A 25,735-nucleotide genomic window follows, 5' to 3' on the forward strand; every position below is an offset into this window, starting at 1 on the left:
AATTCATTTTAAAATTAAACAAAAAAATAGACTAAAACTTTTAGTTTAGTCTATTTTTCCTGAAGAATATTTCTACAAACTTCTCTCATCATATAATCTACCTTATTTGACCATTCTGGATCGCTAGCATATAACTTTCCTATAGATTTTGTAGATATTCCATTATAATATTTTCCATCTTCACTTAAATAATTTTCTTTTAGAAATTTAGCAACATGATCTATTGATTCGCCCTTATCTTTAAAAGTATTTGCACTGTTAATAGGATCTTGGTCGATAGCATTAAAGCCAAATAAATTATTTTTTGTTTTAGCAAGGTATGAATGACCATTTCCAGTTTCGTGTTTTGCCATTCCCATCAATAAAATCGCATTTACTTCATACTTTTCTTCTGCTTTTTTGAAATCTTTTCCAAGACCTTGTAAATTTGTATTTTTAAGACCATATTCAAGTTCCTCAGCAGTTAAATTAGTTTTGTTTGTTAAATACAACATTGATGTTTTGCTTAATTCATCAGATCCTTTATCGTTCAATTCTTTATAATCTTTTTCTAATTTTTCAAATCTTTCAATTCTAGATTGTCTTAAAGTTAAGGTTTCATTGCTAATTTCATTTACTCCATTAATCAAGCTATCTCTTTTACCTTTGTTTTTTGCAGCTAGAGATGATTTTTCCAATCCTGTCGAAATAACTAGCACAAGAACAATAGCTAAAAAAGATAAAAATGAAATTTTAAATCTCTTTTTATTCATCCTTTATCTTCCTTCTTTCATAAATAAATAGTAACAAAACAATTACAACTACTATATCATTTCTCATGCTAGATTGCAAATTTTATTTTCTAGAACCTGGTTTTACAGCTGGTGTATCTTTTAAATCTTCTGGTAAATTATCAGGATCATAAGTTTCAATGTTAAGCTCAGTTGCAGATAATAATTTTAAACCATTAATTTCTTTTTTTCCAGATCTATTTACAATTGATGTTAAAGCATTTACTTTTGCTCCATAGCTTTCAATTACATCAACAGTTTCAAAAGAAGATTTTCCTGTTGTAACTACATCTTCAACTATAATTACATTCATACCTTTTTTTATTTCAAATCCCCTTCTTAAAGTCATAATATTATCTACTCTTTCTGTAAAAATTGCATTAACTCCCAAAGCTCTTGCAACTTCATAAGCTATAATTATTCCGCCCATTGCAGGGCCAACACACAAATCTACTTTTATGCCAGATTCTTTTATTTTTTCAGCAATTATTTTTGAAACTTCTTCACAATAAACAGGATTTTCTATTAATTTTGCACATTGAATATATTTTTTTGAGTGTTTACCACTTGATAATAAAAAATGTCCTTCTAATAGCGCATCAGATTTTTTTAATAATTCAATTGTTCTATCCATAATCTCTCCTATATAATTTTTCTTATTTCTTCTAATGAATTTAAATTTTCTCTTTGCATGTATTTTTCTAAATCATCAATTATATTTATCATTGTATTAAAATCTACAAAATTACTTGTTCCAACTTGTACAGCACTTGCTCCAGCCATAATAAATTCCAAACAGTCCCTGTAATTTGAAATTCCACCAATACCAATTATTGGTAAATTTGTAGCGTTGCTTGCTTCATAAACCATTCTTAAAGCAATTGGTTTTATACAAGGTCCAGAAAGACCTGCGGTTTTATTTTCAAAAACAGCTTTTTTATTATCAACATCAATTGCAAGGGCATTAAAAGTATTTACTAGAGAAATACAATCAGCTCCAGAATTTTCTGCAATTTTTACAAATTCTTTTATATCTCCAACATTCGGAGAAAGTTTTACCATCAAAACTTTTTTTGTAGTTTTTCTTACCTTTTCTATAACTTCACAAGCTTTTTTTGGATTTGTTCCGAAAGCCATTCCGCCTTCTTTTACATTTGGACATGAAATATTTAATTCAATTATTGGGACAGATGTTTTATCGAGTAAAATTGCTCCCTTAACATATTCATCTACGCTGTGTCCACCAAGATTTGCAATTGTTACAGCATCTTTTGTTTCCAAAAATGGTAATTCTTCTTTTATAAAATATTCAATTCCAGGATTTTGTAGTCCAATTGAATTCATAATTCCAGCAGCAGTTTCATAAATTCTTATTCCCTTGTTCCCCAAATTTTTATGTAGGGTTAGTCCTTTTGAAGAAATTCCTCCAAGTTTATTTATGTCGATATAGTCTGCAAATTCTTTTCCAAAACCAAAAGTTCCACTTGCAGCTATGACCGGATTATTAAATTCAATTCCACAAATATTCACTTTTAAACTCATTAGAAAATCTCCTTTGAATCAAAAACTGGACCATCTTTGCAAACTCTTATAAAATCTCCATGAACATTTTCTACTGTACAGCCAAGACAAGCTCCTATTCCACATGCCATGTGGGCTTCCATTGAAATTTGAATTTCAGAATTTTTATTTTTATTTGCCAAAGTTTTTAACATTTGATTGGGTCCACAAGCATAAATTACATCATATTTTTCTGTATCAATTTTTTCAGTTATAAAAATTTTATCTTTTTTATCGATAGTTACAGTTGTAGAATTTACATAATCTTTAAAATAATCTGTAAAATATTCTTCATCACTAAATCCTGCGTAAAAATCTGCTTTTAAATCTAATGATTTTGCCAAATATAAAAGTGGAGCTATTCCAATTCCGCCAGCAACTATTGCAGCTTTTTTTCCTTTTTTTATTTCAAATCCATTTCCCAAAGGTCCTAATATTTTTACTTTTGAACCCTCTTTTAAATCACTTAAAATTTTTGTTCCAACGCCTTTTACTTGGTATAAAAAAGACATAGACTCATCATCTTGATCACATACTCCAAATGGTCTTGAAAGAAGTGGCGAATTTCTAAAGCTATCGCATCTTAACATAAAAAATTGACCAGTTTTTGCATTCAATTTGGTTTTTATTTTACAAAAATAAATATCATCCTTTATTTTTTTATTAAAAATTACAGAAGCTTCTCTATAAGATTCCATTAGCTTGGATTTCCTTTCTAGTTTCTATGCATTTTTCTCTTGCATAATATCCTATTTTATCTTCTCCATCATCATAGTTTAAATAATTTTTTAGAATTGCCCTTGAAGAATTTACAACTCCTCCGTTTAATGAATTTAACAATTTATAAACATTTAAAGAATCGGCTTTTTGTGCTCCAAAACCTGGAATTAAGAAAAACATATTATTATATCTTTTTCTGATTTTTTCAACTTCTTCTTTGTGAGTTGCACCAACTACAAGTCCAATTGGTCCGTATACTGAATCATCAATCAATTTATCATTTAATTCTTTTAATTTATCTCCAATTGTATAAAATAATTCGCTGTCATCCTTTAATCTTAAACATTCAAAATCATTTGCTCCTGGATTTGAAGTCCTTAAAAGAACAAACACTCCTTTATCTTTATTTTTTATAAATTCAAGATATGGAGAAATTGAATCCATGCCCATATAAGGGTTTAAAGTCATAAAATCAGCCTCAAAATCTCCAGAAAAATGTGCTTTTGCATATTGACTTGCACTTTGAGCAATATCTGATCTTTTTACATCAGCAATTGATAACAAATCATTTTCTCTTAAATATTTTAAGGTATTTTTGTAAGCAAGCAATCCTTCTATACCATAAGATTCGTAGTAGGCAATTTGAACTTTATAAATTGCACAAACATCTTTTGTATTGTCAATAATTTCCTTATTGAAATCAAATAATTGTTCGCTTACGCTTTTATTTTTCTTCATTTTTTCTGGAATATAATCTAGTGATGTATCAAGACCAACGCAAACAAATCCATTTTCTTCGATTTTTTTATAAAGTCTTTCCATTAAGGTCATATTTCAAAATTCCTTTCTTGTAAACTCTTACTATTTGTCCTTGGAGTTTTTGATTTATAAATAATGAATTTTTTGATTTTGATAAAATATCTTCTTCTTTATATTCATATATTTTATCCAAATCTATAAGAGTAAAATCAGCCATGTATCCTTCTTTTATTTTTCCTTTTTTTATTTCAAGAAGTTTTGATGGATTTGTTGACATTAACCTAATTAAATCATTTAATGAAATAATTCCAGCTTTTACTAAAGTCATATAAGAAGTTGAAAAAGCTGTTTCAAGTCCAATGAAACCTGGCTTACCGTTTTCTTTTTCCTCCTTTGAATGAGGAGCATGGTCTGTGGCTATACAATCAACATATCCTTTTTTTATCATATCTAATAAGGCCAATCTATCTTTTTCTTTTCTAATTGGTGGATTTACTTTTAACTCTTTTCTATCAGAAAAATATATATGATGAGGTGTTACTTCGCATGTAATATTCGCTCCCAAATCTCTAAAATATCTTATTGCCTCAATTGCTCCTTTTGTAGAAACGTGAGAAAAATGAATCGGCATATCCATCTTATAAGATAAATAACAATCTCTCAAAGTCATCACATCTTCTGCTATTTCATAATCATATTTTGAAATTTCCTTACATTCTTCATGCAAGGTAAATTTTAAATTATTTTTCTTTGCGATTTTTATAGCTTGATACATGGAAAAATCATCATCAACTCCCTTACCATCATTTGACAAGAACAATAATCCTTCTGGTAAATCTTTTAAATGAGATAGGTCATCGCTTTTAAAATCTTTTGTTATTGAGTAAACTTGTTTTATATCTATTAAGTCTAAATCTTTTGCTCTTTTAACAATATCTTCATATACTTTTTTGCTTGATACAATTGGATTTGTATTTGGCATTAAATTTACAGTTGTATATCCACCTTTTAGAGCTGACATTGATCCTGTTTTTAAATCTTCTTTGTAGGTAAATCCAGGATCTCTAAAATGAGTATGCATGTCCACAAAAGAAGGAACCAAGACAAGACCATTACAGTCTATAATCTCAGTTTCCTCATCAGATTTAAATTCAGTTGTTATAAATCCATCTTCTACAAAGATGTCCCTTTTTGATATATTTATATCATCAATGGCAACAAGATTTGTAAAAATTTGTTTCATTACTCCTCCACGTCATATATGTGATCGCAATAAGCACATTTGTACATTTTTTCTTTTTTATCTATCAATATAAATTTGCTTTCAATATTTCTTTCTGTGGTTGATACGCAAGTTGGATTTTGACATTTTAAAATTCCCTTGCTAACTTCTGGTAATTCTAATTGTTTCTTTTCTACAACTTTTTCTTCTTCAATGAAGTTTACTGTTGCACTTGGGTCTATTATTGATACAGCATCTAAATTAATATCTAAGTTATTTGCAATTTTTACTATATCTTTTTTTCCTTGAGAGGAAGAGTTTGCGTTTAATATTAGGGCAACTTCATCATCAAGTTGGTCTAGATTTAAAAGATTAAAAATTTTTATTCCTAATCCTGGTTTAATATGGTCTATTACAATTCCATTTTTTAATGAAGTAATCTCAATCATTATTAGCCTCCAATAATTTTATAATTAGTGCCATTCTAGCATACATTCCGCATTTAACTTGTTGGAAATATAAAGCTCTAGGATCATCATCCACATCTTTGTCAATTTCATTTACTCTTGGAAGTGGATGTAGGATTGCAAGATCTTTTTTTGCATTTGCTAATTTTTCTCTATTTAATACGTATGAATCTTTTAATCTTGTATATTGGTTGTCAGAGAAAAATCTTTCTTTTTGAATTCTTGTCATATATAAAATATCTAGATCATCTATAGAATTATCCAAAGATCTTTTTTCAACATATTCTATATTATTTTTTTCAAAAACACTTTTTTTAATGTAGTTAGGAAGTTTTAATTCTTCTGGAGAAATTAGAACATATTCGTTATTATCAAACAAGGTCATAACTTTAAGTAAAGAGTGAACTGTTCTTCCATATTTTAAATCTCCACAAATTCCTATCTTTAATCCTTCAAGTCTTTTCTTATAAGTTGAAATTGTCAAAATATCTGTAAGAGTTTGAGTTGGATGTTGATGTCCACCATCTCCTGCATTTATTATTGGACAATCTGATGTTTCTGATGATAATTTTGCAGCTCCTTCTTGTGGATGGCGCATAGCAATTACATCAACGTATTGGCTTACGGTTCTAATTGTATCTTGTAAGCTTTCTCCCTTAGCTTGGCTTGATGCTTTTGGATTTGAAAATCCTTCAACACTTCCTCCAAGTCTTAACATTGCTGATTCAAAAGAAAGTCTTGTTCTAGTAGAAGGCTCAAAAAAAAGAGTCCCTAATAACTTTCCATTACAATAATTGGAAAATTTTTCAGGACTCTTCATTATGTCTTCTGCTAAATCAATTATTTCAAGTAAATCATCTTTAAACAAATCTTCTGCACTTAACAAATTTTTAATCTTTAGCATTTGACACTCCTTTTTTTGTTTTTACTATTATACCAAAAGCATATAGACTCGTCAATAATTATTTACGTTTTTCGATTAACTCGTTAATTGATTCATTTGTCACATTTTTTCTATCAATTTCAAATTCATCTAGAATTTCTTCCATTAAATTTACATTTGTAAATTCAATTTCCATATAAGGATCAGGATAAACATCTTTAGACCAAATATCTATATCAAATCTTTGCCCCCTATAATTATAAGAAATTCTTTTTTTATCGCCAACATATCTTTCAACTAATCCAATTTCTTCTAAAATTTTTATCATATTTGAAGTTGAATTTATTGTAGTTGTGTATTCATTATTTACTCTTATATTATCTTTGTTATCAACAACCTCTTTGAAAGTTAGCTCTGTTGCTTCTCTTTTATCATCTACAGTTTTTTCTCTAATTCTCAAATAACCATTAGAAAATTCTTTTGCGTTTTTTGGAGCAAAGGTATGATTTTTTTGAATTTCTACTCCCAAAAATTCTGCACCTTTCGCTTTTAATTTTTCTTCCATTTCTTCGATATTAATATTTAATACCTTGATTTCTAATTCTCTATCCATTAACTTATCCTTTCTGGCAAAAAATTTATATAATCTCCTGCCACACATTTTATTTCTATACCATCTACTATACCTTCAAAAATTTGTTTATGCCCTGGTCCATGTAGATGTCCATACAATACACATTCTACTTGATACTCTTTACAAATTCCAAAAAATTCATTCAAAGACTTATCGCTATTAAGAGGTGGATAATGTAATATTACAATTTTTTTATTATTTGTCTTACTAGAGTCCAATGAATTTTTAAGTCTTTGTAGCTCTCTTTTAAAAATTTTCTCATCGTGTTCTGTAAATTCACTATTATCCCTGCTAATCCATCCTCTTGTTCCGCAAATTTCATAGCCTTGTTCAAAAAAAGAATTATTTTGCAAAAATTTAATAGATTTTAAATCTAATTCATTGAGTTTTTTTAAGGATGACCACCAATAATCATGATTTCCTTTTAGCATTATTTTATTTCCGTTAAGATCATCGATTTTTTTAAGATCAATGTAGGCATCTTCTATATTCATAGCCCAAGAAATATCCCCCACAATCAAAACTGTATCATCAGAATTTACAATCTTATTCCAATTGTTAAATATTTTTTCTTGATAATTAAGCCAAGATTTTCCAAATACTTCCATGGATTTTTCTTCTGTATAATCAAGATGTAAATCTCCTATTGCATATATCATACTTGCTCCATATTTTTTATATCTATATTAATAGCCTCTGCATCCAAAATATCTTTTTCTCTTTTGTGACATGTAAAATAAATAATTTGAAATTTTTTTGATAAATCCAACAAATTTAACAGAGCCATCCTCAACCTATCATTGTCATAATTTATAAAAGCATCATCAAAAATCAAAAATAAATTATCTAATAATTTTTCACAAAGAGCAAATCTTAGAGAAAAATTAACTTGGTCAAAAAAACCTATTGAAACTTTATCAATATCAATTATTTCATTATCAGAACTTATTATGATAGGATCTAGGTTTTTGTCAAAATCAATTTTTTTATATTTCCCCTTTGAAATTTCTCTAATTATTTGACTAATAAATTGAGATAGAATTTTTTTATTATAAATAAATTTATCCTTGTTTGAACTTATAATATCTATAGCTTTATTGCACGCATAAATTTCTATTTCTAAATTATTTAATTTTTCCTTTAATTGATTAATTTCATCAATCAAATCAACTTCTTTTGATATTTTTTCCTCAACACTTACAAGCTTCTTTTCAAGTTTTAAATTATCATCTAAAAGTTTATAATATGAATTCTCATAAAATTTAATTTTATTTTCTAATTTCAAAATATCAATTTCATCACAAGAAAAATCAATAGGCACATCATATTTTTCCTGTTTTTGAAGAATTTTTAAAATTTCTAAAGTCTTATCTCTTTCTATAATTAATTTTTCATAGTCTTTGTATTTGTTTTTTGCATTTTTATAAGAAGATTTAGAATTTACAGAAATTTTGGAAAATTCATTTTTTATTTTTATATTTAAATTGCTAATCTCTTCTCTGCTATTTATATTTAAAATTTTACCTTTAAAAAAACAAAATAAAAAAAGTGGAAGTAGGAGTAATAAAATAAAATATTTTTTTGTAAAAATTGATACAAGTAAAATTATAAATCCTATTAAAAAATAAAATAAATTTATCTTATAATCTTTTTTATTTTTATAAAAATCATCTTGCTTTTCCAAAAGCCTATCAAGATTATCAAAAAATACTTTGTCAATTCCTGAAAATTCCTTATATTCTTCTAATTTTTTATCAACTATTTTAAGCTGGTCTTTCCTAGATTTTTCTTCAATATAATTAGAATTTGCTTTAAATTTTCTGTAATTATCCCTATCTATTTTTGATTTTTTGAGTTTTTCTTCTAAGAGTTTTATTTCATCCCTTTGTTTTTTCAAATTTATTATGTCATTATTATAGGATTTTCTAAGATTTCTAATATTATCCAATTTTTCATTTTTATTTTCCAATTCTTTTAAAGTTTTTGCGTAAGGCTTTGTATATGCCCTTGAACTTCCAATTTTATTTAGGCAATCTTTTATATTATCAATAGCTTTTAATTGAGAAAAAATTATATCATTTGATGGATTTTTTAAAAAATCTATTACAACTTTTTTAGAATCCTTATCAAAACTTTGAAGTTGGTAATTGTTTGCTATACTCTTATACAAAGAATAATTTAATTTTAAAAAATATTCTCCAGGAAAATTTAAATTTGATTTTTTGCTAAAAATTTCTTTTTTCAAAGACAAGTTATATATTTTATATGAACCATCATCAAAATTTCTTTCTATCCTAAAATCCTCATTATTAGATGATAGGATCAAATTTCCAAAATATTTATAAGAGCCTAAAGGTTTGTATTTTTCTTTTTTATAGGAGAAATGCCTTTTATTATTTCCATCATCAAAACCATAAAATACACCTTCAATAAAATCAGAAATTGTAGATTTACCACTTTCATTATCCCCATAAATTAAATTGAAATTTGGATTTAATTTTATGGATTTATTTTGAAATTTACCAAAAGAAATTAAATTCAACTCTTTAATAAAAATCTTGCTCATCCTTGCTCCTCAATATAGCATCAAAGCCAATTTCCAAACATCTTTTATTAATAGGATCTTCCATATCCAAATCTTTAACATTTTTATAAAAATCTCCAAGCAAAGAAGATTCATAAATTTTTCCTAAATTTTCATAATAATCTATGCTTTTTTCCCTATTAATTTTAAGATAAGTAATATCTAATTTTTCCTTTAAACTTTTCTCATCAAAAGCAAATTTATCGTAATTTAATAAATTTATATCTAAAAAATTATATTTTTTAGCCAAAAGATTTTCCAAATATTTTTCTAATCCATAAAAGTTTTCAAAATTATTTAAGTCAATTTTTAAACTTTTAAAACTCATTTGTGAAGAATCTATAAAATTTATACCATAATCATCTACTAAATTATAGCCAAAATCGCCCTTATCTTTGAAGCTAACAGGTTCTATACTTCCTACATAAAAAATATTTTTTAAAAAATTTTCTCTTTTGTGAATATGTCCCAAACCAACATAATCAAATTTAAGATTTTTTATTTTTTCCAAATCTAAATTCATATAAGTTGAATTATTTTGATTAAATTCCCCATGGCCTAAAAAGATATTATAAAAATTGTAATCAAGCCTTATATTATAGTTAAAATTTTTATCAAATATCCTATCATTATAAGAAATTCCATAAATTCTCACATTTTCATATTCAAAAAAATCAAATTTTTCACTAGAAAATATGTGAAGATTTTTAGGTTTATCTGAGAAAAATATTTCATTTTTTGAATCTATATAATCGTGGTTTCCGCAAAGATAATATATATTTTTGGAAAATTCTTCAAATATTTCAAATAATTTTTGATAATCTTTTAGACTAAAATAATCTCTTTCAAAAAGGTCTCCCGAAATTAACAAGAAATCTACATCCTTATTTTCTTTCAAAATTTTTTCAAAGCTATCCCATTTTATTTTTCTTATTAGCTTGCTATATGAACTATCAAAATCCAATTTATCAGCCAAATGTATATCAGAAATATGGATAAATTTCATATCAAATTCACACACTCAATCATTGTTTTATTTTCACTTATGTCAAAAACTGTAATAGAACCATTATCAATCCAAAAATTTTTGAAATTGTCCAAATCTTTTAAGACTGTAAATAAAGTTGCTCTAATTGCAATTCCATGACTTACACACAAAATATTTCCATCATAAATAGATTTTTCTTTTATAAAATCATTAACTCTTTTTATTAAATCTTCAACGCTTTCTCCATTAGGATATTTAGTTGAGTAAGGATTATTTTTTAAATTATTATAGAAATCTTTATATTTTTCTTTTGTTTCTATAACTTTTTGTCCCTTAAAATCTCCAAAATCTAATTCATTTAGTCTTTCATCTTCAATAAATTCATCAAAGCCCAAATATTTTGCTGTTTCTTGACTTCTTATTAATTTTGATGTGAATACCTTATCTATTTTGTAATTTTTTAAATTTTTTTTGCTTTTATCCAAATCAATATAAGCTTTTTTTGAAAGTTTTGTCTTAGGAGTTGAAAATTTTAATTCTTTATTTGATTCTGTTAATCCATGTCTTAAAAATATTATTTTCATATTATCACCTTTATTATTATAACATATAAAAAAAGCAGGCTCGAATGCTTTTTATTCGCCTGCTTTCATTGCTTCTGCCATATTTATTTTTTTTAATTTAAAATGAACAATCAACATTATCAAAAATGATGTAAATAATGTTATAAAGGCAGAAAATATATATGATGATAAATGAGTTTTGTAAGAAATAAAAATTCCATCTGGTGCAGCTACAATTAAAACATATCTTAGCATAATATATCCTAAAATATATCCAAGAATAATGCCAAAAAATGTCAAAATATATGTTTCCCTATAAATATAGGAAGTTGTTTCTCTAGGATAAAATCCCAAAACTTTTGTAGTAGCAAGTTCTTTTTTTCTCTCGCTCACATTAATATTAGTCAAATTATACAAAACTACAACGGCAAGTAGCATAGAAACCACGGTAATAATTCCAATTACTAGGTTTAAATTTGCCATTAAAGTGTCCATCGTTTCGTAAAATTTACTTGGCTCTATAATACTTTGACTTATTTTATTTTCCAATATTTTATTTTTAATTTGACCGCCTGCTTTTACAAGATTTGCATTTGCAATAAAATCTTTGCCAAAATTATTTTTATATGCGTCTTTTGTCATATAAATATAATCATCAATATAATTTTCGGCAACATCTTTAATGTCTGTTTCTACAATTTTATCATCTAATTCAAATTTTAATTTTTTATTTGATTTTAAATTATTTGATAAATTTTTACTAATTACAACTTTATTATTATCAAGCGAAATTTTTTTCTTATTTTTATCCCTTATTTTTATAAAATCATCAATTCTTTCTCTATCATCAAAAACAATTAAATTAACTTTTTTATTTTTATCTTTCAAACTTACATCTACATTCTCATAGATGATTTTCATAGATTCTGTATCTTTTAAAATACTTTCGTAAGATTTTTTATTTTCTTCTTTGGCATTTTTATCAAAAATTGATATAAAATCATATTTTGTAATTTCTTGTTTTTGCAATTTAGATGTATCTTTAACAGAATCAATCATAGCAAAACCAAAAAATAAAAGTGCAGTACAACCACCTACTCCAAAAATTGTCATAAACATTCTAGATTTATACCTAAATAAATTCCTAAATGTAATTTTTGTCATAAAAGATAGGCTATTCCAAATAAATTTTATTTTTTCAAGAAATATCCTAGATCCATTTTTTGGAGCTTTAGCTCTTAATAAATCTGCTGTTTGCTCTTTTACTTCGCTTATGCTTGTAAAATAAACAGTTAGTGAAATTAAAAAAGTAGATAAAAATATAGTAAATAAAATTATCCAAAACGAATTTATAAATTCCAAATCTAAAACTCTAAATCCAGTTGAATATGCTTTAAAAATAACTTTACAAACTATATATTTTCCAATTAATGAACCAATTAAAGAACCAAAAATCGTAGGAATTAATCCGTAAATAAAAAATTTTCTACCAATATCAAAATTAGAATAACCCAAAGCTTTCAAAGTTCCATTTTGTATTCTTTGTTCTTCAATATACCTTTTTATTGTTGTAAGAGAAACAAGAAGGGCGATAAAATAAAAAAATGTTGGAAAAACTTTTGATAATTCGTCCATATTTAAACTATTTTTGTAATAGCTATCAATAGATTTATTTAAAAATATGCTTTCAAATTCATAAGTAGGGTCAATTAAATTTACCAAATTTTCTCTAGCCTCATCAATTTTTTCATATCCCTTTTTGATTTTATTTTTAGCCTTTTTTTCTTCGTCTTCAAACTTTTTATTCGCCTTATCAAGCTCACTTTCTTTTTCTAAAAGTTCATTAAAAGAAGACTTTAACTTTTCTTCTCCCTTAATTTTTTCATCATCTAATTTTCTTTTTCCATTCTTATAAGAAATCAAAGCAGACTTTAATTTTTTTTCATTATTATCAAGTTCTATCTTTCCTTGTTTTAATTTATTTGATGCATTGATTTTTTCATTTTCAAATTTCTCTTTTGATAGCTTATATAAAGAGTTTTTTTCATCCAACTCCCTTTTTGCTTTATCCAATTTTTTTAAGTTTTCATTTATTGGATCCATAGCCTTTTGGTAAGCTTCATCAAATTTATTTTTATTTGCTAAATATTCTTTATTTAATTTATCTAATATAATTTCACTTTGAGAAATTTTAATATTTAAATCTTCTTTTTTTCCATTTAAATAATGTAATTCTTTTTTTATATTTTCAATTTCTTTTTTATTTTCTTCATTATCACTCAAGTTTGATAATACTTCTAATTTTTTCTTTAAATTTTCTATTTTTAAATTTATTTCATTTAATTCAGATTTATAATTTGTTAGATATGTACTTTCCTCATTTTTTTTATCTTCCAAATTTTTAAGCATAGCCCTTTTTTCTAAAAAAGAATTTTCGATTAAAGACTTGCTCGAATTTATCTTTTTATAATTTTTATCAATTTCTTCATAAGCCTTATCTATTTTCTCTTTTGAATCATTTAATTTTTCTTCATTTTTTTTCATTTGTTCATTAAAAGAAAGAAAATTTTTATTGTAGCTTTTTTTACCACTATTTAATTTAGAAAATCCTTGGTCAATTTGTTTTTTTGATGCACCTAACTTTTCATAGGCATCGTTAATTTTAACCTTAAATTCATCTTCTGCCTTGTTATATGAATTTATACCATCTAACAATTTTTCGTTTGCGTCTATAAGTTTATCTTTTTGTTCTTGTAATTTTTTCTCACTAGAAGATAGTTCATTTTCTTTTTCATTAAGTTTTTTATTAGCATCAACTTTTACTCTTTTTAAAACTTGACTAGGCCTGTTTTTAAAATCTTTTTTTAGATTTTCTCTTTTTTCTTTTACATAAGATTTGTACTCATCAGAAAATCTATCCATATTTTTTGTTTTTTTATAGCTAATATCAACTTCACTAATCTCATCAGTTTTAAAATTATCTTTGTTTATATAGGCAAAAGAAAAAACCATTTCTTTTCCCTTATAAGAAACATCCCTTACTTCATCCATCAAATATTCAGAAGAATTTGCAAAACCTACAACCTTATACTTTTTATATTTTAGTAAATCATCTAATTTTTCATCATCTATTGACTTAAAATATATAAAATCGCCTAGTTTATAATTTTTTTTCAATAATTCATCTAAAATTATTTCTTCATCATTTTTGATTTTTCTTCCCTTTATTATACTTAATTTTTCAATATCTTTATCATAAGATTTTACAGAAATAAGCTTATCTTTAGCATATAAATCCAAATTTTTTTTATAAGCAAGCTTATCAATATCCTCATCCTTTTCGATAATTAACTTATCTTCGTTTTTAATTCCATAAGTTGCTCTAATAATTATATCTGGATGTTTATTTTTATTTAAAGTCTTATTTAGAGTTTTTCGCATTGAAGGTCCTGTCATAAAAAGGGCAACGACAACCATAGAAGCAAGCATTATCATAACAAAAATCGAAAAAATCTTGCCTTTGGTTTGTTTTATATCCCTAAAAATTGACCTATAATAATTATTTTTTTTCATTTTACCACTCTATATTTTCAACATTTTCTGGATTTTCATTGACATAAGAATTTACAATTGTACCATCTTTTAGCTCAAAAACCTTATCTGCTATATCTTTTATTGCACCATTATGAGTTATAATAATTACAGTAGTGTTTAAATTTTTTGCAGTATCTTGCAATAATTTCAAAATTGATTTTCCTGTTTTATAATCCAAAGCTCCTGTTGGCTCATCGCACAATAAAAGTTTTGGGTTTTTGGCAATTGCTCTAGCAATTGCTACTCTTTGTTGTTCCCCACCTGAAAGTTGAGAAGGAAAAGAATTCTTTCTATGAGAAAGTCCTACCTCATCCAAGGCTTTTTCAGCATCCATATTATCTTTTGCGATTTCACTAGCAAGCTCAACATTTTCGATGCTTGTAAGATTTGGTATTAAATTATAAAATTGAAAAACAAAACCTACGTCATCTCTTCTATATTTAGTCAATTCTTTTTCATTCATTTTTGATAGGTTTTTCTTATCAACAATTATTTCTCCATCACTTAAAGTATCCATTCCGCCAATTAAATTTAAAAGCGTAGTCTTTCCTGCTCCGCTTGCTCCTACAATTATAACAAGCTCGCCTTCATCTATACTTAAATTAATATTATCATTTGCAACAATATTATTTCTACCAACTTCAAAATACTTGTATACATTTTTTAATTCTATATATGCCATATCATTAATAATTTTTGAGTGCTCTTTCTATTTTTCTTTTAGCATCATTTTTCTTTATAGTTTCTCTTTTATCATAGATTTTTTTACCCTTTGCAAGAGCAATTTCCGCTTTAATCAAGCCATCTTTTAGGTAAATTTTATTTACAATCATAGTATATCCTGCTTGAGAAACTTTTCCAATTAATTTATCAATTTCTTTTTTATGAAGCAAAAGCTTTCTAGTTCTAATTGGATCAATATTTTTTTCGTAGGATTGTTCATAAGGTGTAACATTCATATTATAAATAAATAATTCTCCCTTATAATCCCCAACGTGAGATTCCTTTATCGAAACTTTTCCTTCTCTTATACTTTTTACTTCATTTCCCTTTAATTCAATTCCAGCCTCATATTTTTCTTCCAAAAAATAATCATGTTTTGCTTTTTTATTATTAGCTAAAATTTTCAAATTCTTCCTCCAACAAATCGAAATCTATATTTCTTTTTTCAAGATCTACATTTTTAACTTCAATGAAAACTTTTTGTCCAATTTTATATCTTTTATTATTATCTCTATTTACACAAGATAGCTTTTGTTCAATATATTCAAAATGATCATCAGAAAATTTATACATAAAACATCCTTCAACCGTATTTTCAAGTTCAATAAAAATCCCAAAATCTGTTATTGATGAAATAATTCCTTGAAATTTCTCTCCAATATATTTTTTCATATATTTACACTTATATAAATCTTCTACATCTCTTTCACATTCTTCACTATTTCTTTCTGTAATTGACAAGTGTTCTGCATTTTTTGCTAATTGTTTTTCTAATGATGATTGGCTTATATTTTCAAATTTATTATCAAGAAAATCTTTTACAAGCCTATGAACTATTAAATCAGGATACCTTCTTATTGGAGCTGTAAAATGTGTATAATATTTTGTTGCTAAACCAAAATGAATATCCATATAATTTGCATATTTAGCCTTTCTCATTGTCCTAAGCATTAACATATTTACAAGACTTTCATCATCTTTTCCTGAAACTTCTTTTAAAATTTCTTGGAAATCTTTTGGATGAAGTTCTTTTCCCTTAATATTATAGCCTAATGTGTTTAAAATATTTTTGAAAGATTCTACCTTTTCATCTTTTGGCTTTTCATGAATTCTATATAATGATGGAAAATCCATGTAAGCAAATAAACTAGCTATAGTTTCATTTGAAACTAACATAAATTCCTCTATCATTTTATTTGCAGATCCTCTTTCAAAAATAGAAATATTTAAAACATCTCCTTTTTCATTTACATCAATTTGACTTTCCGTAAAATTAAAATCTATAGCTCCTCTTTTTTCTCTTTTATTTTTTAAAATTTTGTATAATTTGTCAAATAATTCTAATTTTTCTATCAAAATTTCATCATCATAAACTTTGTCTTTATTATCCAAATAATCATTTACATCATCGTAGACTAACCTATAGTTAGATTTGATCATAGACTTATATATTTTATAATCAACAACTTTACCTAATTTATTGATTCTCATTTTTAAACTTAAAGCAAGTCTATTTTCATTTGGATTTAAAGAACATATTCCATTAGATAGTTCCTCTGGTAGCATAGGCAAAACTATATTGTATAAATAAGTTGAATTTCCTCTTTGATAAGCTTCCTTATCAATTTCACTATTTTCTTTTACATAATGGCTTACATCTGCAATATGAACATATAAAATAAAATCTTCTTTATCTTTTTCTATTGATATTGCATCATCAAAATCTTTAGAATCCCTACCATCAATAGTAACTGTAAATAAATCTCTCAAATCTTTTCTATCTTTTTCTTTTGTAATATCTACTTCTTTATCTATAAAAACAGCTTCTTTTTTTGTTTTTTTTGAAAAATTATCTTTTAGTCCGTAGGACCTTATTATTGATAAAACATCAACATTAAAATCATTTTTATTTCCTAAAATTTCTACAATTCTTCCTTCTGGAGAGCCATTTTTTGGATATTTTATAATTTCACAAACAACTTTATCGTTATTTTTTGCTTTTTTTGAAAATTTTTCATCAATATAAATATCAGAAGATAGGTTATCCTTATCGCTTATTACGAATCCAAAGCCTTTATTTTTTTTATAAAGTCCAACAATTTGACTTGTATTTCTTTGAAGGATTTCTACTACTTTTCCTTCAGCATTTTTCCCATATTCTTTTTCTTTTATAATTTCAATTTTAACCCTATCTTTGTCATTTGCTGAATTTAAATTATTTTGAGAAATAAAAACATCCATATATTCATTATTATCAGAAATAAAAAATCCATATCCACCTTGAGCGAGTGAAATTTCTCCCATAAGTGATTTATCATCATTACTTAATGGATGAATTTTATTTTTTGAGCTTATTTTGATTTCATTTTCTTTAGCAAGTTTTTTAATAATTTTTTTTACATCTTTTTTTATATACTTATCACAATCCAAATATCTTAACATCTCATCAATAGTCATTGGCTTGTAATTTTTATCGTTTACTATATTTATAATTAAATCTTTAAAATTCATATTTTCTCCTATTAAAAAAGAGGCTAGTGAAAGCCTTCTTAACTTGCCTTACAAATTAAAAATCTTTACTAAACCCCTTAGTTTATTGCAAGAAGTATTGTACTTAATAAAAATAAGACAACACCTGCAAAAATTACAACCTTATCTAACATTTCGTTTTTTGATTTATGAGCGCTTCTACCAAATACGTTTGTTTCTTGACCAGCTAAGGTTCCAAGCCCATCAGTTTTTGGTTCTTGTAAGGTTACTGCTATAACCAAAATTACAGAAGCTATCATCAATAATACTGATAATACTGTTGTCATCTGACACCTCCGTTTTCATACTATTTTATAATATCACAATTATATAAATTTTACAATAAAAAGAGGGGCTTTCTATTATTTTACCCCTCTATTTATTAAATAATAATATTATTTATTAATATTATAGAATGCTTTGAGTCCTTTAAATTGTGCTGTATCAAATAATTCATCTTCAATTCTTAGAAGTTGATTATATTTTGCAACTCTATCAGTTCTTGATGGAGCTCCAGTTTTAATTTGTCCAGCATTAACAGCTACAACTAAGTCTGAAATTGTTGTATCTTCAGTTTCTCCTGATCTGTGAGAAACAACTGCAGTATATCCTGCTTCTTTTGCCATTTCAATAGCATTTAATGTTTCAGTTAAAGAACCTATTTGGTTTACTTTTATAAGAATTGAGTTAGCAACGCCTTCTTTAATTCCTTTTTCAAGTTTTTTAGTATTTGTTACGAATAGGTCATCTCCTACTAATTGAACTTTATTTCCAAGTCTTTTTGTAAGTTTTGCCCATCCTTCCCAGTCATTTTCATCAAGTCCATCTTCGATTGAAATAATTGGATATTTTCCTACTAATTCTTCTAACCAATCAATCATTTCATCTTCTGTTTTAACTGTGCCTTCTCCATCTAAATGATATTTTCCATCTTCTTTATTGTAAAATTCACTTGATGCACAGTCCATAGCTATATAAACATCTTTTCCTGGTTCATAGCCTGCTTCTTTTATAGCTTCACAGATAATTTCTAGAGCTTCTTCATTTGATTTTAAGTTTGGAGCAAATCCACCTTCATCACCTACTGCTGTATTGTAGCCTTTGTTTGAAAGAACTTTTTTAAGGCTGTGGAATACTTCTGCGCCCATTTGTAAAGCATGTGAAAAACTTTCAGCTCCTAGTGGGAAGATCATAAATTCTTGAATATCTACAGAGTTATCAGCGTGTTCTCCACCATTTAAAATATTCATCATTGGTGTAGGAAGAAGTTTTGCATTAGCTCCTCCAATATAATTATATAGAGAAACACCTTGTTCATCTGCTGCAGCTTTTGCTACTGCAAGAGAAACTCCAAGAATAGCATTAGCTCCTAATTTTCCTTTATTTTCTGTTCCATCAAGTTCAATCATTGCTTTATCTATTCCAATTTGATCAGAAACATCATAAGTAAATTCTAATTCTTCAGCTATGATTTCATTTACGTTATTAACAGCTTTAAGAACAGATTTTCCTAAATAATAATCTTTGTCGCCATCTCTAAGTTCAACTGCTTCCCATTCACCTGTTGATGCGCCTGATGGTACACTTGCTCTACCGAAGCCACCTTCTTCTGTTACTACTTCAACTTCTACTGTTGGATTTCCTCTTGAATCTAAAATTTGTCTAGCATATACGCTTGAAATTAAGCTCATCTTATTCTCCTTATATTTTTATTTTTTGTGATTTATTAATTGTTCAAAGTCATTTGCTTTAAGGCTTGCTCCACCTATTAGTCCACCGTCAATATTTTCTTTTGCTAATAATTCTTTAACATTAGCTGGTTTCATTGAGCCACCATATTGAATTCTAATTTTTCCAGCACAATCTTCACAGAATGCTTCTTTTATATAATTTCTAATAAAAGCACACATGTCATCAGCATCTTCTGCAGATGCAGTCTTGCCAGTTCCTATAGCCCAGATTGGTTCGTAAGCAATAATAACTTTTGTTATATCTTTACCTTCGATTCCTTTAAGGTCTTTTTCAAGTTGTTCTTTAACTTTTTCTTCTTGTTTGTTAGCTTCTCTTTCTTCTAAAGTTTCGCCAACACAAAGAATTGGAACTATATCATGATCAAGTGCTGAAAGGACTTTTTTGTTGATTAGTTCATCGTCTTCATTAAAATATTCACGTCTTTCAGAGTGTCCCAAAATTACGTAATCAGCTTTTATGTCATTTAACATTTTTGGAGAAATTTCTCCAGTATAAGCTCCACTTTCTTCAAAGTACATATTTTGAGCACCAAATTTAATATCTGAATCTTTTAAAATTTCACTTGCAAGTAAAAGGTCAATCGCTGGTACACAAACACCTTTTTCTACGCTTTCATCAAGGTCAAGTTCAACTAATTCTTCTAGCAAAGATTTAGCTTCGCTAGGAGTCATATTCATTTTCCAATTTCCTACTATTACAGGTGTACGCATATCTACTCCTTATTTTTCATCTATACAATCAATTCCTGGTAGAGTTTTTCCTTCTAAAAATTCTAGACTTGCTCCACCACCAGTTGATACGTGAGTAATTTTATCCTTATATCCTGCTTCTTCTATAGCAAGGGCACTATCTCCACCACCTACTATTGTTGTTGCAGAAGAATCTGCCAAGGCTTTTGCAACTTCATTAGTTCCATTAGCAAATACTTTTACTTCAAATACTCCCATAGGTCCATTCCATACAACTGTTTTTGCTTTCTTTATAATATCAGCATATTCTTTTGCAGTTTTTGGTCCAATATCTAAAGCTTCTTTATCTTGTGGGATATTATCAATATCAACTATTTCAGTTTCAGCATCTTCTTTTATTTCATCAGCAATAACTACATCTTTTGGTAAAAGTATTTTTACATTATTAGCTTCAGCTTTTTTAATTAATTCTAAAGACAAATCCATCTTGTCTTCTTCAAGAAGTGATTTTCCTATTTCTTTTCCTTGTGCTTTTAAGAAAGTATAGGCCATTCCTCCGCCGATTAAAATATAATCAACTTTTGAAATTAAATTTTCTATTACGCCAATCTTATCTGAAACTTTTGCTCCTCCTAGGATTGAAACAAATGGTTTTTCTGGATTTTCCAAAGCCTTGCCCATTATTTCTATTTCTTTTTGAATTAAAAATCCTACAGCACTTTCAAGATTATTTGCAACTCCAACGTTAGAAGAATGAGCTCTGTGGCTTGTTCCAAAAGCATCGTTTACAAACAAATCAGCAAGTGATGATAACTCTTTTGCAAATTCTGGGTCATTTTTTGTTTCGCCTTTTACATATCTTGTATTTTCAAGTAAAGCAAGATTTCCATTTTCAAGCTTTTCTACTTCTTCTTTTACTTTTTCATCAACTACTACATCTGATGGTAAAAAGTGGAATTTTTCTCCATAGTGATTTTCTAACCACTCTGCTACTGGTTTTAATGAAAATTCTGGATTTGCTTCTCCTTTTGGTCTTCCCAAATGGCTCATCAAAATAACTTTTGCATTATTTTCTAATAGGTAGTCAATTGTTGGAAGGGCAGCTTTTATTCTTGTATCATCAGAAATTGTATGATTTCCGTCTTTTGATAAAGGAACGTTAAAGTCTACTCTTACTAAAACTTTTTTGTCTTCAACATTTAAGTCTTTTACAGTTTTTTTATTCATAATTCTCCTCTAAAAAAAGGCGAGAATAATATCTCGCCTGTCTAACTCTTAAAGATTTGCTAAGTAATCAAGTGTTCTAACTAGGTTAGATACATATCCCATTTCATTGTCATACCATGCAACAGTTTTAACAACTTGAGTTCCATCTGTTCCTTCAACTATTTTTGTAAGTTGAGAATCAAATATTGAACCTGCTGGATAACCTATTATATCGCTTGATACAATATCATCTTCTGTGTAAGCAAATGCATCTGATGAGTATTTTTTCATTGCTGCATTAACTTCTTCTACTGTAACTTTCTTTTCTAATACTGAGTATAGTTCTGTAATAGATCCTGTAATTGTTGGAACTCTCAATGCAGAACCGTCAATTTTTCCTTCTACTTCTGGAAGTACTTTTCCTACAGCTTTTGCAGCTCCTGTTGATGCAGGAATTGTATTTTGTGCTGCAGCTCTACCACCTCTTAAATCTTTTTTAGAAGCTGGTGTATCTTGAATAGCTTGTGTAGCTGTATAAGCATGGATTGTTGACATTTGTCCTGAAACAAATCCAAATTCATTTTTTAGAACGTTAACCATTGGTGCTAAGCAGTTTGTTGTACAGCTTGCTCCAGAAACTACAGTTTCAGATCCATCAAGTATTTCATGATTTACTCCAAATACTATTGTTTTTAAATCTCCTTTTCCTGGTGCAGAAATAAGAACTTTTTTAGCTCCAGCTTTGATGTGTGCTTCTGCTTTTTCTTTTTCTGTAAAGAATCCTGTACATTCAAGCACTATATCTACGCCTAATTCTTTCCAAGGTAAATCTTCTGGATTTCTTTCAGCAAAAACTTTGATTTCTTTGCCATTGATTTTAAATCCATCATCTGTTAGTTCAGCATCTCCGTTAAATCTTCCTTGAGCAGTATCATATTTAAAGGCATATAATAAACCTTTTTTATCAATAAGGTCATTGATTGCTACTACTTCAATATTTTCTTCTACTTCAGAAATTCTTCTTAGTGTTAGACGTCCTATTCTTCCAAATCCATTAATAGCTACTTTTGTTGTCATTATTTCCTCCTAAGTGCTTTTTCAATGTGTTTTACAATAATTATTTTACTAATTGACGTTTTTTTGTCAAGTTAGTTCTACCAATTACCATTTTCAATATACTTGTTTGCCATTTCGCTAGCAATACATCCATCACTTGCAGCTGTTACCATTTGCCTAATTTTTTTGACTCTAGTATCTCCAACTGCAAATACTCCTTTAACATTTGTTTTCATATCCTCATCTGTTGGAATATATCCATTTTCTAATTCAACTTGGTCTTTAAACAAATCTGTTTGTGGAACATTCCCTATATATACAAAAACTCCAATTGGACTATCGTCATCATTTTTTATTGTTTTTAATTCATTAGTTTGTGTATTTTTCAAAACTAATTCTTTTACTTCGCTATCTCCTTTTATTTCTTCAACTGTGTAATTTAATAAGAAAGAAATTTTTTCATTATCTTTGCATCTATCAATAACAGTTTGACTTGCTCTAAGTCCTTCTCTTCTGTGAATTATTGTTACACTTTTTCCAAATTTTGTAAGGTACAAAGCTTCTTCAAGGGCAGCTTCTCCACCACCTACTACATAAATATCTAGTCCTTGATAAAATGGACCATCACAAGTTGAACAATATGAAACTCCAAGATTTGCAAATTCTTTTTCGCCTTTTACATTTAATTTTCTATGACTTGCTCCTGTTGAAAGTATTACAACTTTCGTTTCATAAACTTCATCTTTTGTATAAACTTTTTTAACGTCGCCCAAAAGTTCTACTTTTGTTACTTCTTGATATTTTATATCGCAAAACTGTTTGGCTTGTTCTTCCATTCTGTCAGATAAGGCAAGTCCACCAGCATCTTTCATTGATCCCGGATAATTTTCTACATGTTCTGTTGTAGCAATTTGTCCACCTGCAATATCTTTTTCTAAAATTAATGTTTTTAATTTTGCTCTACCTGCATAAAGACCTGCTGTAAGTCCCGCAGGGCCTGCTCCTATAATAATTACATCAAACATTTAATCACCTCTATTAATTAAAAAATTATTTTGCCTAAGACCTTCATATAAAACTATCGCAACTGAATTGGCTAAATTAAGTGACCTATCCATATTTTTTGTCATTGGAATTGTATAAACTCTATCTTTAAATTTTTCTATTATTTTTATATCAATCCCTTCTTTTTCCCTGCCAAAAATCAAATAATCTCCATCTTTGTAAGAAATATCTGCATAATTTTTATCACTGCCAGTTTCAATAAGATAAATATTTTTCCCTTTTATATATTCCAAAAATTCTTCCATTGAGTCGTGAACTACTAAATCAAGTTTATCCCAATAATCAATGCCTGCTTTTTTTAAACTTTTATCTGAAAAATCAAATTTAAATGGTCTTATTAAGTGGAGTCTTGATTCGGTTAATACACAAGTTCTTGAAATATTTCCTACATTTCCAGGATGTTCTGGTGAAATTAAAACTATATTAAACATGGGAATTTTTCTCCAATACTATATTTATTGCCTCAACTAAGCCAAAATTTTCATTTGTTGAAACAGTATAGTCGCAAACTTCCTTTACCTTATCAATAGAATTTCCCATAGCAAATGATAAGATTGAATTTTCTAACATGGGAATGTCATTATCTTGATCGCCAATTGCTGCAATCTCATTTTTATTTATACCCAGAAAACTTCCTATCTCACTTATTCCATTAAACTTGTTTACATTTTTTTCCATAATTTCAATAACTTTTTCATTTGAGCTTGTAGCATAAAGGTCTAATTCTTTAACTTTTTCTAAGACCATAATCTTTTCTTCTTTTTTTTCTATATCTGGAAAAATTTGAAATTTTAAGGCGGTATTTTTTCTATTATTTAATTCTTTTAATGGATTTGTTGAAAATGAAAAATTCACTTGATAATTCATTCCGTACTGACTATCTTTTTTCAAATGATTAAATCTTTCTGGTCTAATTCTATTTGAATAGTATGTATCTACGTCATAAAATTGATAGGAAAGCTCATTGTTTTCGCTAAAATTAATTAGCTCTTTGATTTTTTTATCTTCAATTCCTTTTGTGTATATTGGTTTTTCTTTATTTATCATAGCAAGTGCTCCATTGTTTGTAACAAATGGATTGTCAATACCTGTCAAAGACATTAAATATCTAACTGAAGGCATAGCTCTGCCTGATGTAAATACAAATTTAATTCCATTTTCATCTAATTTTTTTAGGGCATCTATTGTTTCTTTTCTTAAAATCGAATTATTGTCAAGACTTGTTCCATCCAAGTCCATTGCAAATAATTTTATCATCTTCTCTCCTTATAATCTTCACATAAACCTCTTAAATCACATTCTTCACATAAGGGATTTCTTGCCTTACAAATTTTTCTTCCATGAGCAATTATTTGGTGATGAAGTTTTGACCATTTTTCTTTCGGCAAATTTTTTCTTAAATCTTTTTCTGTATTCAAAACATCTTTGCTAGCTGCAAGTCCAATTCTATTTGAAACTCTTTGAACATGAGTGTCTACTGCTATTGCATCAATGCCAAAAGCATTGCTCATTACAACATTGGCGGTTTTTCTTCCAACACCTGGAAGTTTTGTTAAATCTTTCATATTATCTGGAACTTTTCCATCAAATTCTCTAATAAGCATTATTGAGGCATTTTTTATATTTTTTGCCTTATTTTTATATAAACCACAAGTTTTTATATAAGATTCAATTTCTTTTATATCCATATTAGAAAAATCTTCTGGAGTATTTGCGAATTTAAACATATTGCTTGTAACTTTATTTACCCTAACATCTGTACATTGGGCAGATAAAATTGTTGCAATTAAAAGCTCAAATGGCGTTGTAAAATCTAAAAAACTTTTATCTAAATTCGGATACATTTGATCTAATCTATCAACAACTTCATTAATTTCACTTTTGTTTAAAATAATTATCACCTCTTTATCGTTTTATCATTATACCCTTAAATATAAAAATATTAATTGAAGAAATTTTCTGTCTATTATA

26 protein-coding genes are annotated in these 25,735 nt (G+C 27.1%); all 26 read right to left on the reverse strand.

What is annotated here, in order from left to right:
• Positions 1–50: 50 nt before the first annotated feature.
• Entirely contained in the window at positions 51–752 is a 702-nt protein-coding gene (locus HMPREF3045_RS01900) for a glucosaminidase domain-containing protein (RefSeq protein ID WP_070606957.1), read from the reverse strand.
• Between the two features lie 82 nt (positions 753–834).
• Positions 835–1,404, reverse strand: a complete 570-nt coding sequence (gene pyrE / locus HMPREF3045_RS01905) for an orotate phosphoribosyltransferase (RefSeq protein WP_070736894.1) — start codon at positions 1,402–1,404, stop codon at positions 835–837.
• Between the two features lie 8 nt (positions 1,405–1,412).
• Positions 1,413–2,312, reverse strand: coding sequence for a dihydroorotate dehydrogenase (locus HMPREF3045_RS01910; protein WP_070736895.1), 900 nt, complete (start codon positions 2,310–2,312; stop codon positions 1,413–1,415).
• Complete coding sequence (locus HMPREF3045_RS01915) at positions 2,312–3,028, reverse strand: dihydroorotate dehydrogenase electron transfer subunit (protein WP_070736896.1); 717 nt, start codon at positions 3,026–3,028, stop codon at positions 2,312–2,314. The genes HMPREF3045_RS01910 and HMPREF3045_RS01915 overlap by 1 nt, the downstream gene beginning before the upstream one ends.
• Positions 3,015–3,881 carry an orotidine-5'-phosphate decarboxylase gene (gene pyrF / locus HMPREF3045_RS01920; RefSeq protein WP_070606968.1) on the reverse strand — a complete coding sequence of 289 codons (867 nt, stop codon included), beginning with the start codon at positions 3,879–3,881 and terminating at the stop codon, positions 3,015–3,017. Before pyrF ends, HMPREF3045_RS01915 begins: the two co-directional genes overlap by 14 nt.
• Positions 3,856–5,052 carry a dihydroorotase gene (locus HMPREF3045_RS01925; RefSeq protein ID WP_070736897.1) on the reverse strand — a complete coding sequence of 399 codons (1,197 nt, stop codon included), beginning with the start codon at positions 5,050–5,052 and terminating at the stop codon, positions 3,856–3,858. Before HMPREF3045_RS01925 ends, pyrF begins: the two co-directional genes overlap by 26 nt.
• Positions 5,052–5,480: an aspartate carbamoyltransferase regulatory subunit gene (locus tag HMPREF3045_RS01930; RefSeq protein ID WP_004838872.1), complete on the reverse strand. Its 429-nt coding sequence runs from the start codon at positions 5,478–5,480 to the stop codon at positions 5,052–5,054. The genes HMPREF3045_RS01925 and HMPREF3045_RS01930 overlap by 1 nt, the downstream gene beginning before the upstream one ends.
• A complete protein-coding gene (gene pyrB, locus HMPREF3045_RS01935) occupies positions 5,473–6,402 on the reverse strand; it encodes an aspartate carbamoyltransferase (RefSeq protein WP_004838873.1) in 930 nt (309 codons plus the stop codon). The genes HMPREF3045_RS01930 and pyrB overlap by 8 nt, the downstream gene beginning before the upstream one ends.
• A 58-nt stretch (positions 6,403–6,460) precedes the next feature.
• Entirely contained in the window at positions 6,461–6,994 is a 534-nt protein-coding gene (locus HMPREF3045_RS01940) for a class IV adenylate cyclase (protein ID WP_070606974.1), read from the reverse strand.
• Entirely contained in the window at positions 6,994–7,674 is a 681-nt protein-coding gene (locus HMPREF3045_RS01945; protein WP_004838875.1) for a metallophosphoesterase, read from the reverse strand. The genes HMPREF3045_RS01940 and HMPREF3045_RS01945 overlap by 1 nt, the downstream gene beginning before the upstream one ends.
• Positions 7,671–9,581 carry an ATP-binding protein gene (locus HMPREF3045_RS01950; RefSeq protein WP_070736898.1) on the reverse strand — a complete coding sequence of 637 codons (1,911 nt, stop codon included), beginning with the start codon at positions 9,579–9,581 and terminating at the stop codon, positions 7,671–7,673. The genes HMPREF3045_RS01945 and HMPREF3045_RS01950 overlap by 4 nt, the downstream gene beginning before the upstream one ends.
• Positions 9,562–10,605 (reverse strand): metallophosphoesterase family protein, encoded by a 1,044-nt coding sequence (locus HMPREF3045_RS01955; RefSeq protein ID WP_070736899.1) that lies wholly within the window; start codon positions 10,603–10,605, stop codon positions 9,562–9,564. The genes HMPREF3045_RS01950 and HMPREF3045_RS01955 overlap by 20 nt, the downstream gene beginning before the upstream one ends.
• Positions 10,602–11,171, reverse strand: a complete 570-nt coding sequence (locus HMPREF3045_RS01960) for a histidine phosphatase family protein (protein WP_070736900.1) — start codon at positions 11,169–11,171, stop codon at positions 10,602–10,604. Before HMPREF3045_RS01960 ends, HMPREF3045_RS01955 begins: the two co-directional genes overlap by 4 nt.
• A 51-nt stretch (positions 11,172–11,222) precedes the next feature.
• Entirely contained in the window at positions 11,223–14,723 is a 3,501-nt protein-coding gene (locus tag HMPREF3045_RS01965; RefSeq protein ID WP_070736901.1) for an FtsX-like permease family protein, read from the reverse strand.
• A 1-nt stretch (position 14,724) separates the two neighbouring features.
• Positions 14,725–15,426: an ABC transporter ATP-binding protein gene (locus HMPREF3045_RS01970; RefSeq protein WP_070736902.1), complete on the reverse strand. Its 702-nt coding sequence runs from the start codon at positions 15,424–15,426 to the stop codon at positions 14,725–14,727.
• Between the two features lie 4 nt (positions 15,427–15,430).
• Positions 15,431–15,874 (reverse strand): SsrA-binding protein SmpB, encoded by a 444-nt coding sequence (smpB, locus tag HMPREF3045_RS01975; RefSeq protein WP_019117624.1) that lies wholly within the window; start codon positions 15,872–15,874, stop codon positions 15,431–15,433.
• Positions 15,858–17,978, reverse strand: a complete 2,121-nt coding sequence (gene rnr, locus HMPREF3045_RS01980) for a ribonuclease R (RefSeq protein ID WP_070736903.1) — start codon at positions 17,976–17,978, stop codon at positions 15,858–15,860. The genes smpB and rnr overlap by 17 nt, the downstream gene beginning before the upstream one ends.
• 77 nt (positions 17,979–18,055) lie before the next feature.
• A complete protein-coding gene (gene secG / locus HMPREF3045_RS01985) occupies positions 18,056–18,283 on the reverse strand; it encodes a preprotein translocase subunit SecG (protein ID WP_004838883.1) in 228 nt (75 codons plus the stop codon).
• A 108-nt stretch (positions 18,284–18,391) separates the two neighbouring features.
• Positions 18,392–19,687, reverse strand: a complete 1,296-nt coding sequence (gene eno / locus HMPREF3045_RS09195; protein ID WP_004838884.1) for a phosphopyruvate hydratase — start codon at positions 19,685–19,687, stop codon at positions 18,392–18,394.
• An 18-nt stretch (positions 19,688–19,705) separates the two neighbouring features.
• Positions 19,706–20,458: a triose-phosphate isomerase gene (tpiA, locus tag HMPREF3045_RS09200; protein WP_019117621.1), complete on the reverse strand. Its 753-nt coding sequence runs from the start codon at positions 20,456–20,458 to the stop codon at positions 19,706–19,708.
• Positions 20,459–20,467: 9 nt separating this feature from the next.
• On the reverse strand, positions 20,468–21,664 hold the full coding sequence (pgk, locus tag HMPREF3045_RS02000) for a phosphoglycerate kinase (protein WP_070736904.1): 1,197 nt from the start codon (positions 21,662–21,664) through the stop codon (positions 20,468–20,470).
• A gap of 48 nt (positions 21,665–21,712) precedes the next feature.
• The gene (gene gap / locus HMPREF3045_RS02005; protein WP_070607006.1) at positions 21,713–22,720 is read right to left on the reverse strand and encodes a type I glyceraldehyde-3-phosphate dehydrogenase; all 1,008 of its coding nucleotides are present in this window, start codon (positions 22,718–22,720) and stop codon (positions 21,713–21,715) included.
• 77 nt (positions 22,721–22,797) lie between these two features.
• Entirely contained in the window at positions 22,798–23,724 is a 927-nt protein-coding gene (trxB, locus tag HMPREF3045_RS02010; protein ID WP_019117619.1) for a thioredoxin-disulfide reductase, read from the reverse strand.
• Positions 23,725–24,195 carry a tRNA (cytidine(34)-2'-O)-methyltransferase gene (locus tag HMPREF3045_RS02015; RefSeq protein ID WP_070736905.1) on the reverse strand — a complete coding sequence of 157 codons (471 nt, stop codon included), beginning with the start codon at positions 24,193–24,195 and terminating at the stop codon, positions 23,725–23,727.
• On the reverse strand, positions 24,188–25,021 hold the full coding sequence (locus tag HMPREF3045_RS02020; RefSeq protein ID WP_070736906.1) for a Cof-type HAD-IIB family hydrolase: 834 nt from the start codon (positions 25,019–25,021) through the stop codon (positions 24,188–24,190). The genes HMPREF3045_RS02015 and HMPREF3045_RS02020 overlap by 8 nt, the downstream gene beginning before the upstream one ends.
• A complete protein-coding gene (nth, locus tag HMPREF3045_RS02025; protein ID WP_070736907.1) occupies positions 25,018–25,665 on the reverse strand; it encodes an endonuclease III in 648 nt (215 codons plus the stop codon). Before nth ends, HMPREF3045_RS02020 begins: the two co-directional genes overlap by 4 nt.
• Between the last annotated feature and the right edge of the window lie 70 nt (positions 25,666–25,735).

This window comes from Anaerococcus sp. HMSC075B03 (assembly GCF_001815585.1).
Lineage (GTDB): Bacteria > Bacillota > Clostridia > Tissierellales > Peptoniphilaceae > Anaerococcus > Anaerococcus vaginalis.

Coding starts and splice junctions, on each gene's coding strand:
- secG (WP_004838883.1), bottom strand. CDS start 18,283: ATGACAACAGTATTATCAGTATTATTGATGATAGCTTCTGTAATTTTG.
- HMPREF3045_RS01910 (WP_070736895.1), bottom strand. CDS start 2,312: ATGAGTTTAAAAGTGAATATTTGTGGAATTGAATTTAATAATCCGGTC.
- eno (WP_004838884.1), bottom strand. CDS start 19,687: ATGAGCTTAATTTCAAGCGTATATGCTAGACAAATTTTAGATTCAAGA.
- HMPREF3045_RS01915 (WP_070736896.1), bottom strand. CDS start 3,028: ATGGAATCTTATAGAGAAGCTTCTGTAATTTTTAATAAAAAAATAAAG.
- pyrB (WP_004838873.1), bottom strand. CDS start 6,402: ATGCTAAAGATTAAAAATTTGTTAAGTGCAGAAGATTTGTTTAAAGAT.
- HMPREF3045_RS01955 (WP_070736899.1), bottom strand. CDS start 10,605: ATGAAATTTATCCATATTTCTGATATACATTTGGCTGATAAATTGGAT.
- HMPREF3045_RS01950 (WP_070736898.1), bottom strand. CDS start 9,581: ATGAGCAAGATTTTTATTAAAGAGTTGAATTTAATTTCTTTTGGTAAA.
- pyrF (WP_070606968.1), bottom strand. CDS start 3,881: ATGACCTTAATGGAAAGACTTTATAAAAAAATCGAAGAAAATGGATTT.
- trxB (WP_019117619.1), bottom strand. CDS start 23,724: ATGTTTGATGTAATTATTATAGGAGCAGGCCCTGCGGGACTTACAGCA.
- tpiA (WP_019117621.1), bottom strand. CDS start 20,458: ATGCGTACACCTGTAATAGTAGGAAATTGGAAAATGAATATGACTCCT.
- HMPREF3045_RS01925 (WP_070736897.1), bottom strand. CDS start 5,052: ATGAAACAAATTTTTACAAATCTTGTTGCCATTGATGATATAAATATA.
- pyrE (WP_070736894.1), bottom strand. CDS start 1,404: ATGGATAGAACAATTGAATTATTAAAAAAATCTGATGCGCTATTAGAA.
- HMPREF3045_RS02020 (WP_070736906.1), bottom strand. CDS start 25,021: ATGATAAAATTATTTGCAATGGACTTGGATGGAACAAGTCTTGACAAT.
- gap (WP_070607006.1), bottom strand. CDS start 22,720: ATGACAACAAAAGTAGCTATTAATGGATTTGGAAGAATAGGACGTCTA.
- HMPREF3045_RS01960 (WP_070736900.1), bottom strand. CDS start 11,171: ATGAAAATAATATTTTTAAGACATGGATTAACAGAATCAAATAAAGAA.
- HMPREF3045_RS01970 (WP_070736902.1), bottom strand. CDS start 15,426: ATGGCATATATAGAATTAAAAAATGTATACAAGTATTTTGAAGTTGGT.
- HMPREF3045_RS01945 (WP_004838875.1), bottom strand. CDS start 7,674: ATGATATATGCAATAGGAGATTTACATCTTGATTATACAGAAGAAAAA.
- HMPREF3045_RS01940 (WP_070606974.1), bottom strand. CDS start 6,994: ATGGATAGAGAATTAGAAATCAAGGTATTAAATATTAATATCGAAGAA.
- HMPREF3045_RS01900 (WP_070606957.1), bottom strand. CDS start 752: ATGAATAAAAAGAGATTTAAAATTTCATTTTTATCTTTTTTAGCTATT.
- HMPREF3045_RS02015 (WP_070736905.1), bottom strand. CDS start 24,195: ATGTTTAATATAGTTTTAATTTCACCAGAACATCCTGGAAATGTAGGA.
- pgk (WP_070736904.1), bottom strand. CDS start 21,664: ATGAATAAAAAAACTGTAAAAGACTTAAATGTTGAAGACAAAAAAGTT.
- rnr (WP_070736903.1), bottom strand. CDS start 17,978: ATGAATTTTAAAGATTTAATTATAAATATAGTAAACGATAAAAATTAC.
- HMPREF3045_RS01930 (WP_004838872.1), bottom strand. CDS start 5,480: ATGATTGAGATTACTTCATTAAAAAATGGAATTGTAATAGACCATATT.
- HMPREF3045_RS01965 (WP_070736901.1), bottom strand. CDS start 14,723: ATGAAAAAAAATAATTATTATAGGTCAATTTTTAGGGATATAAAACAA.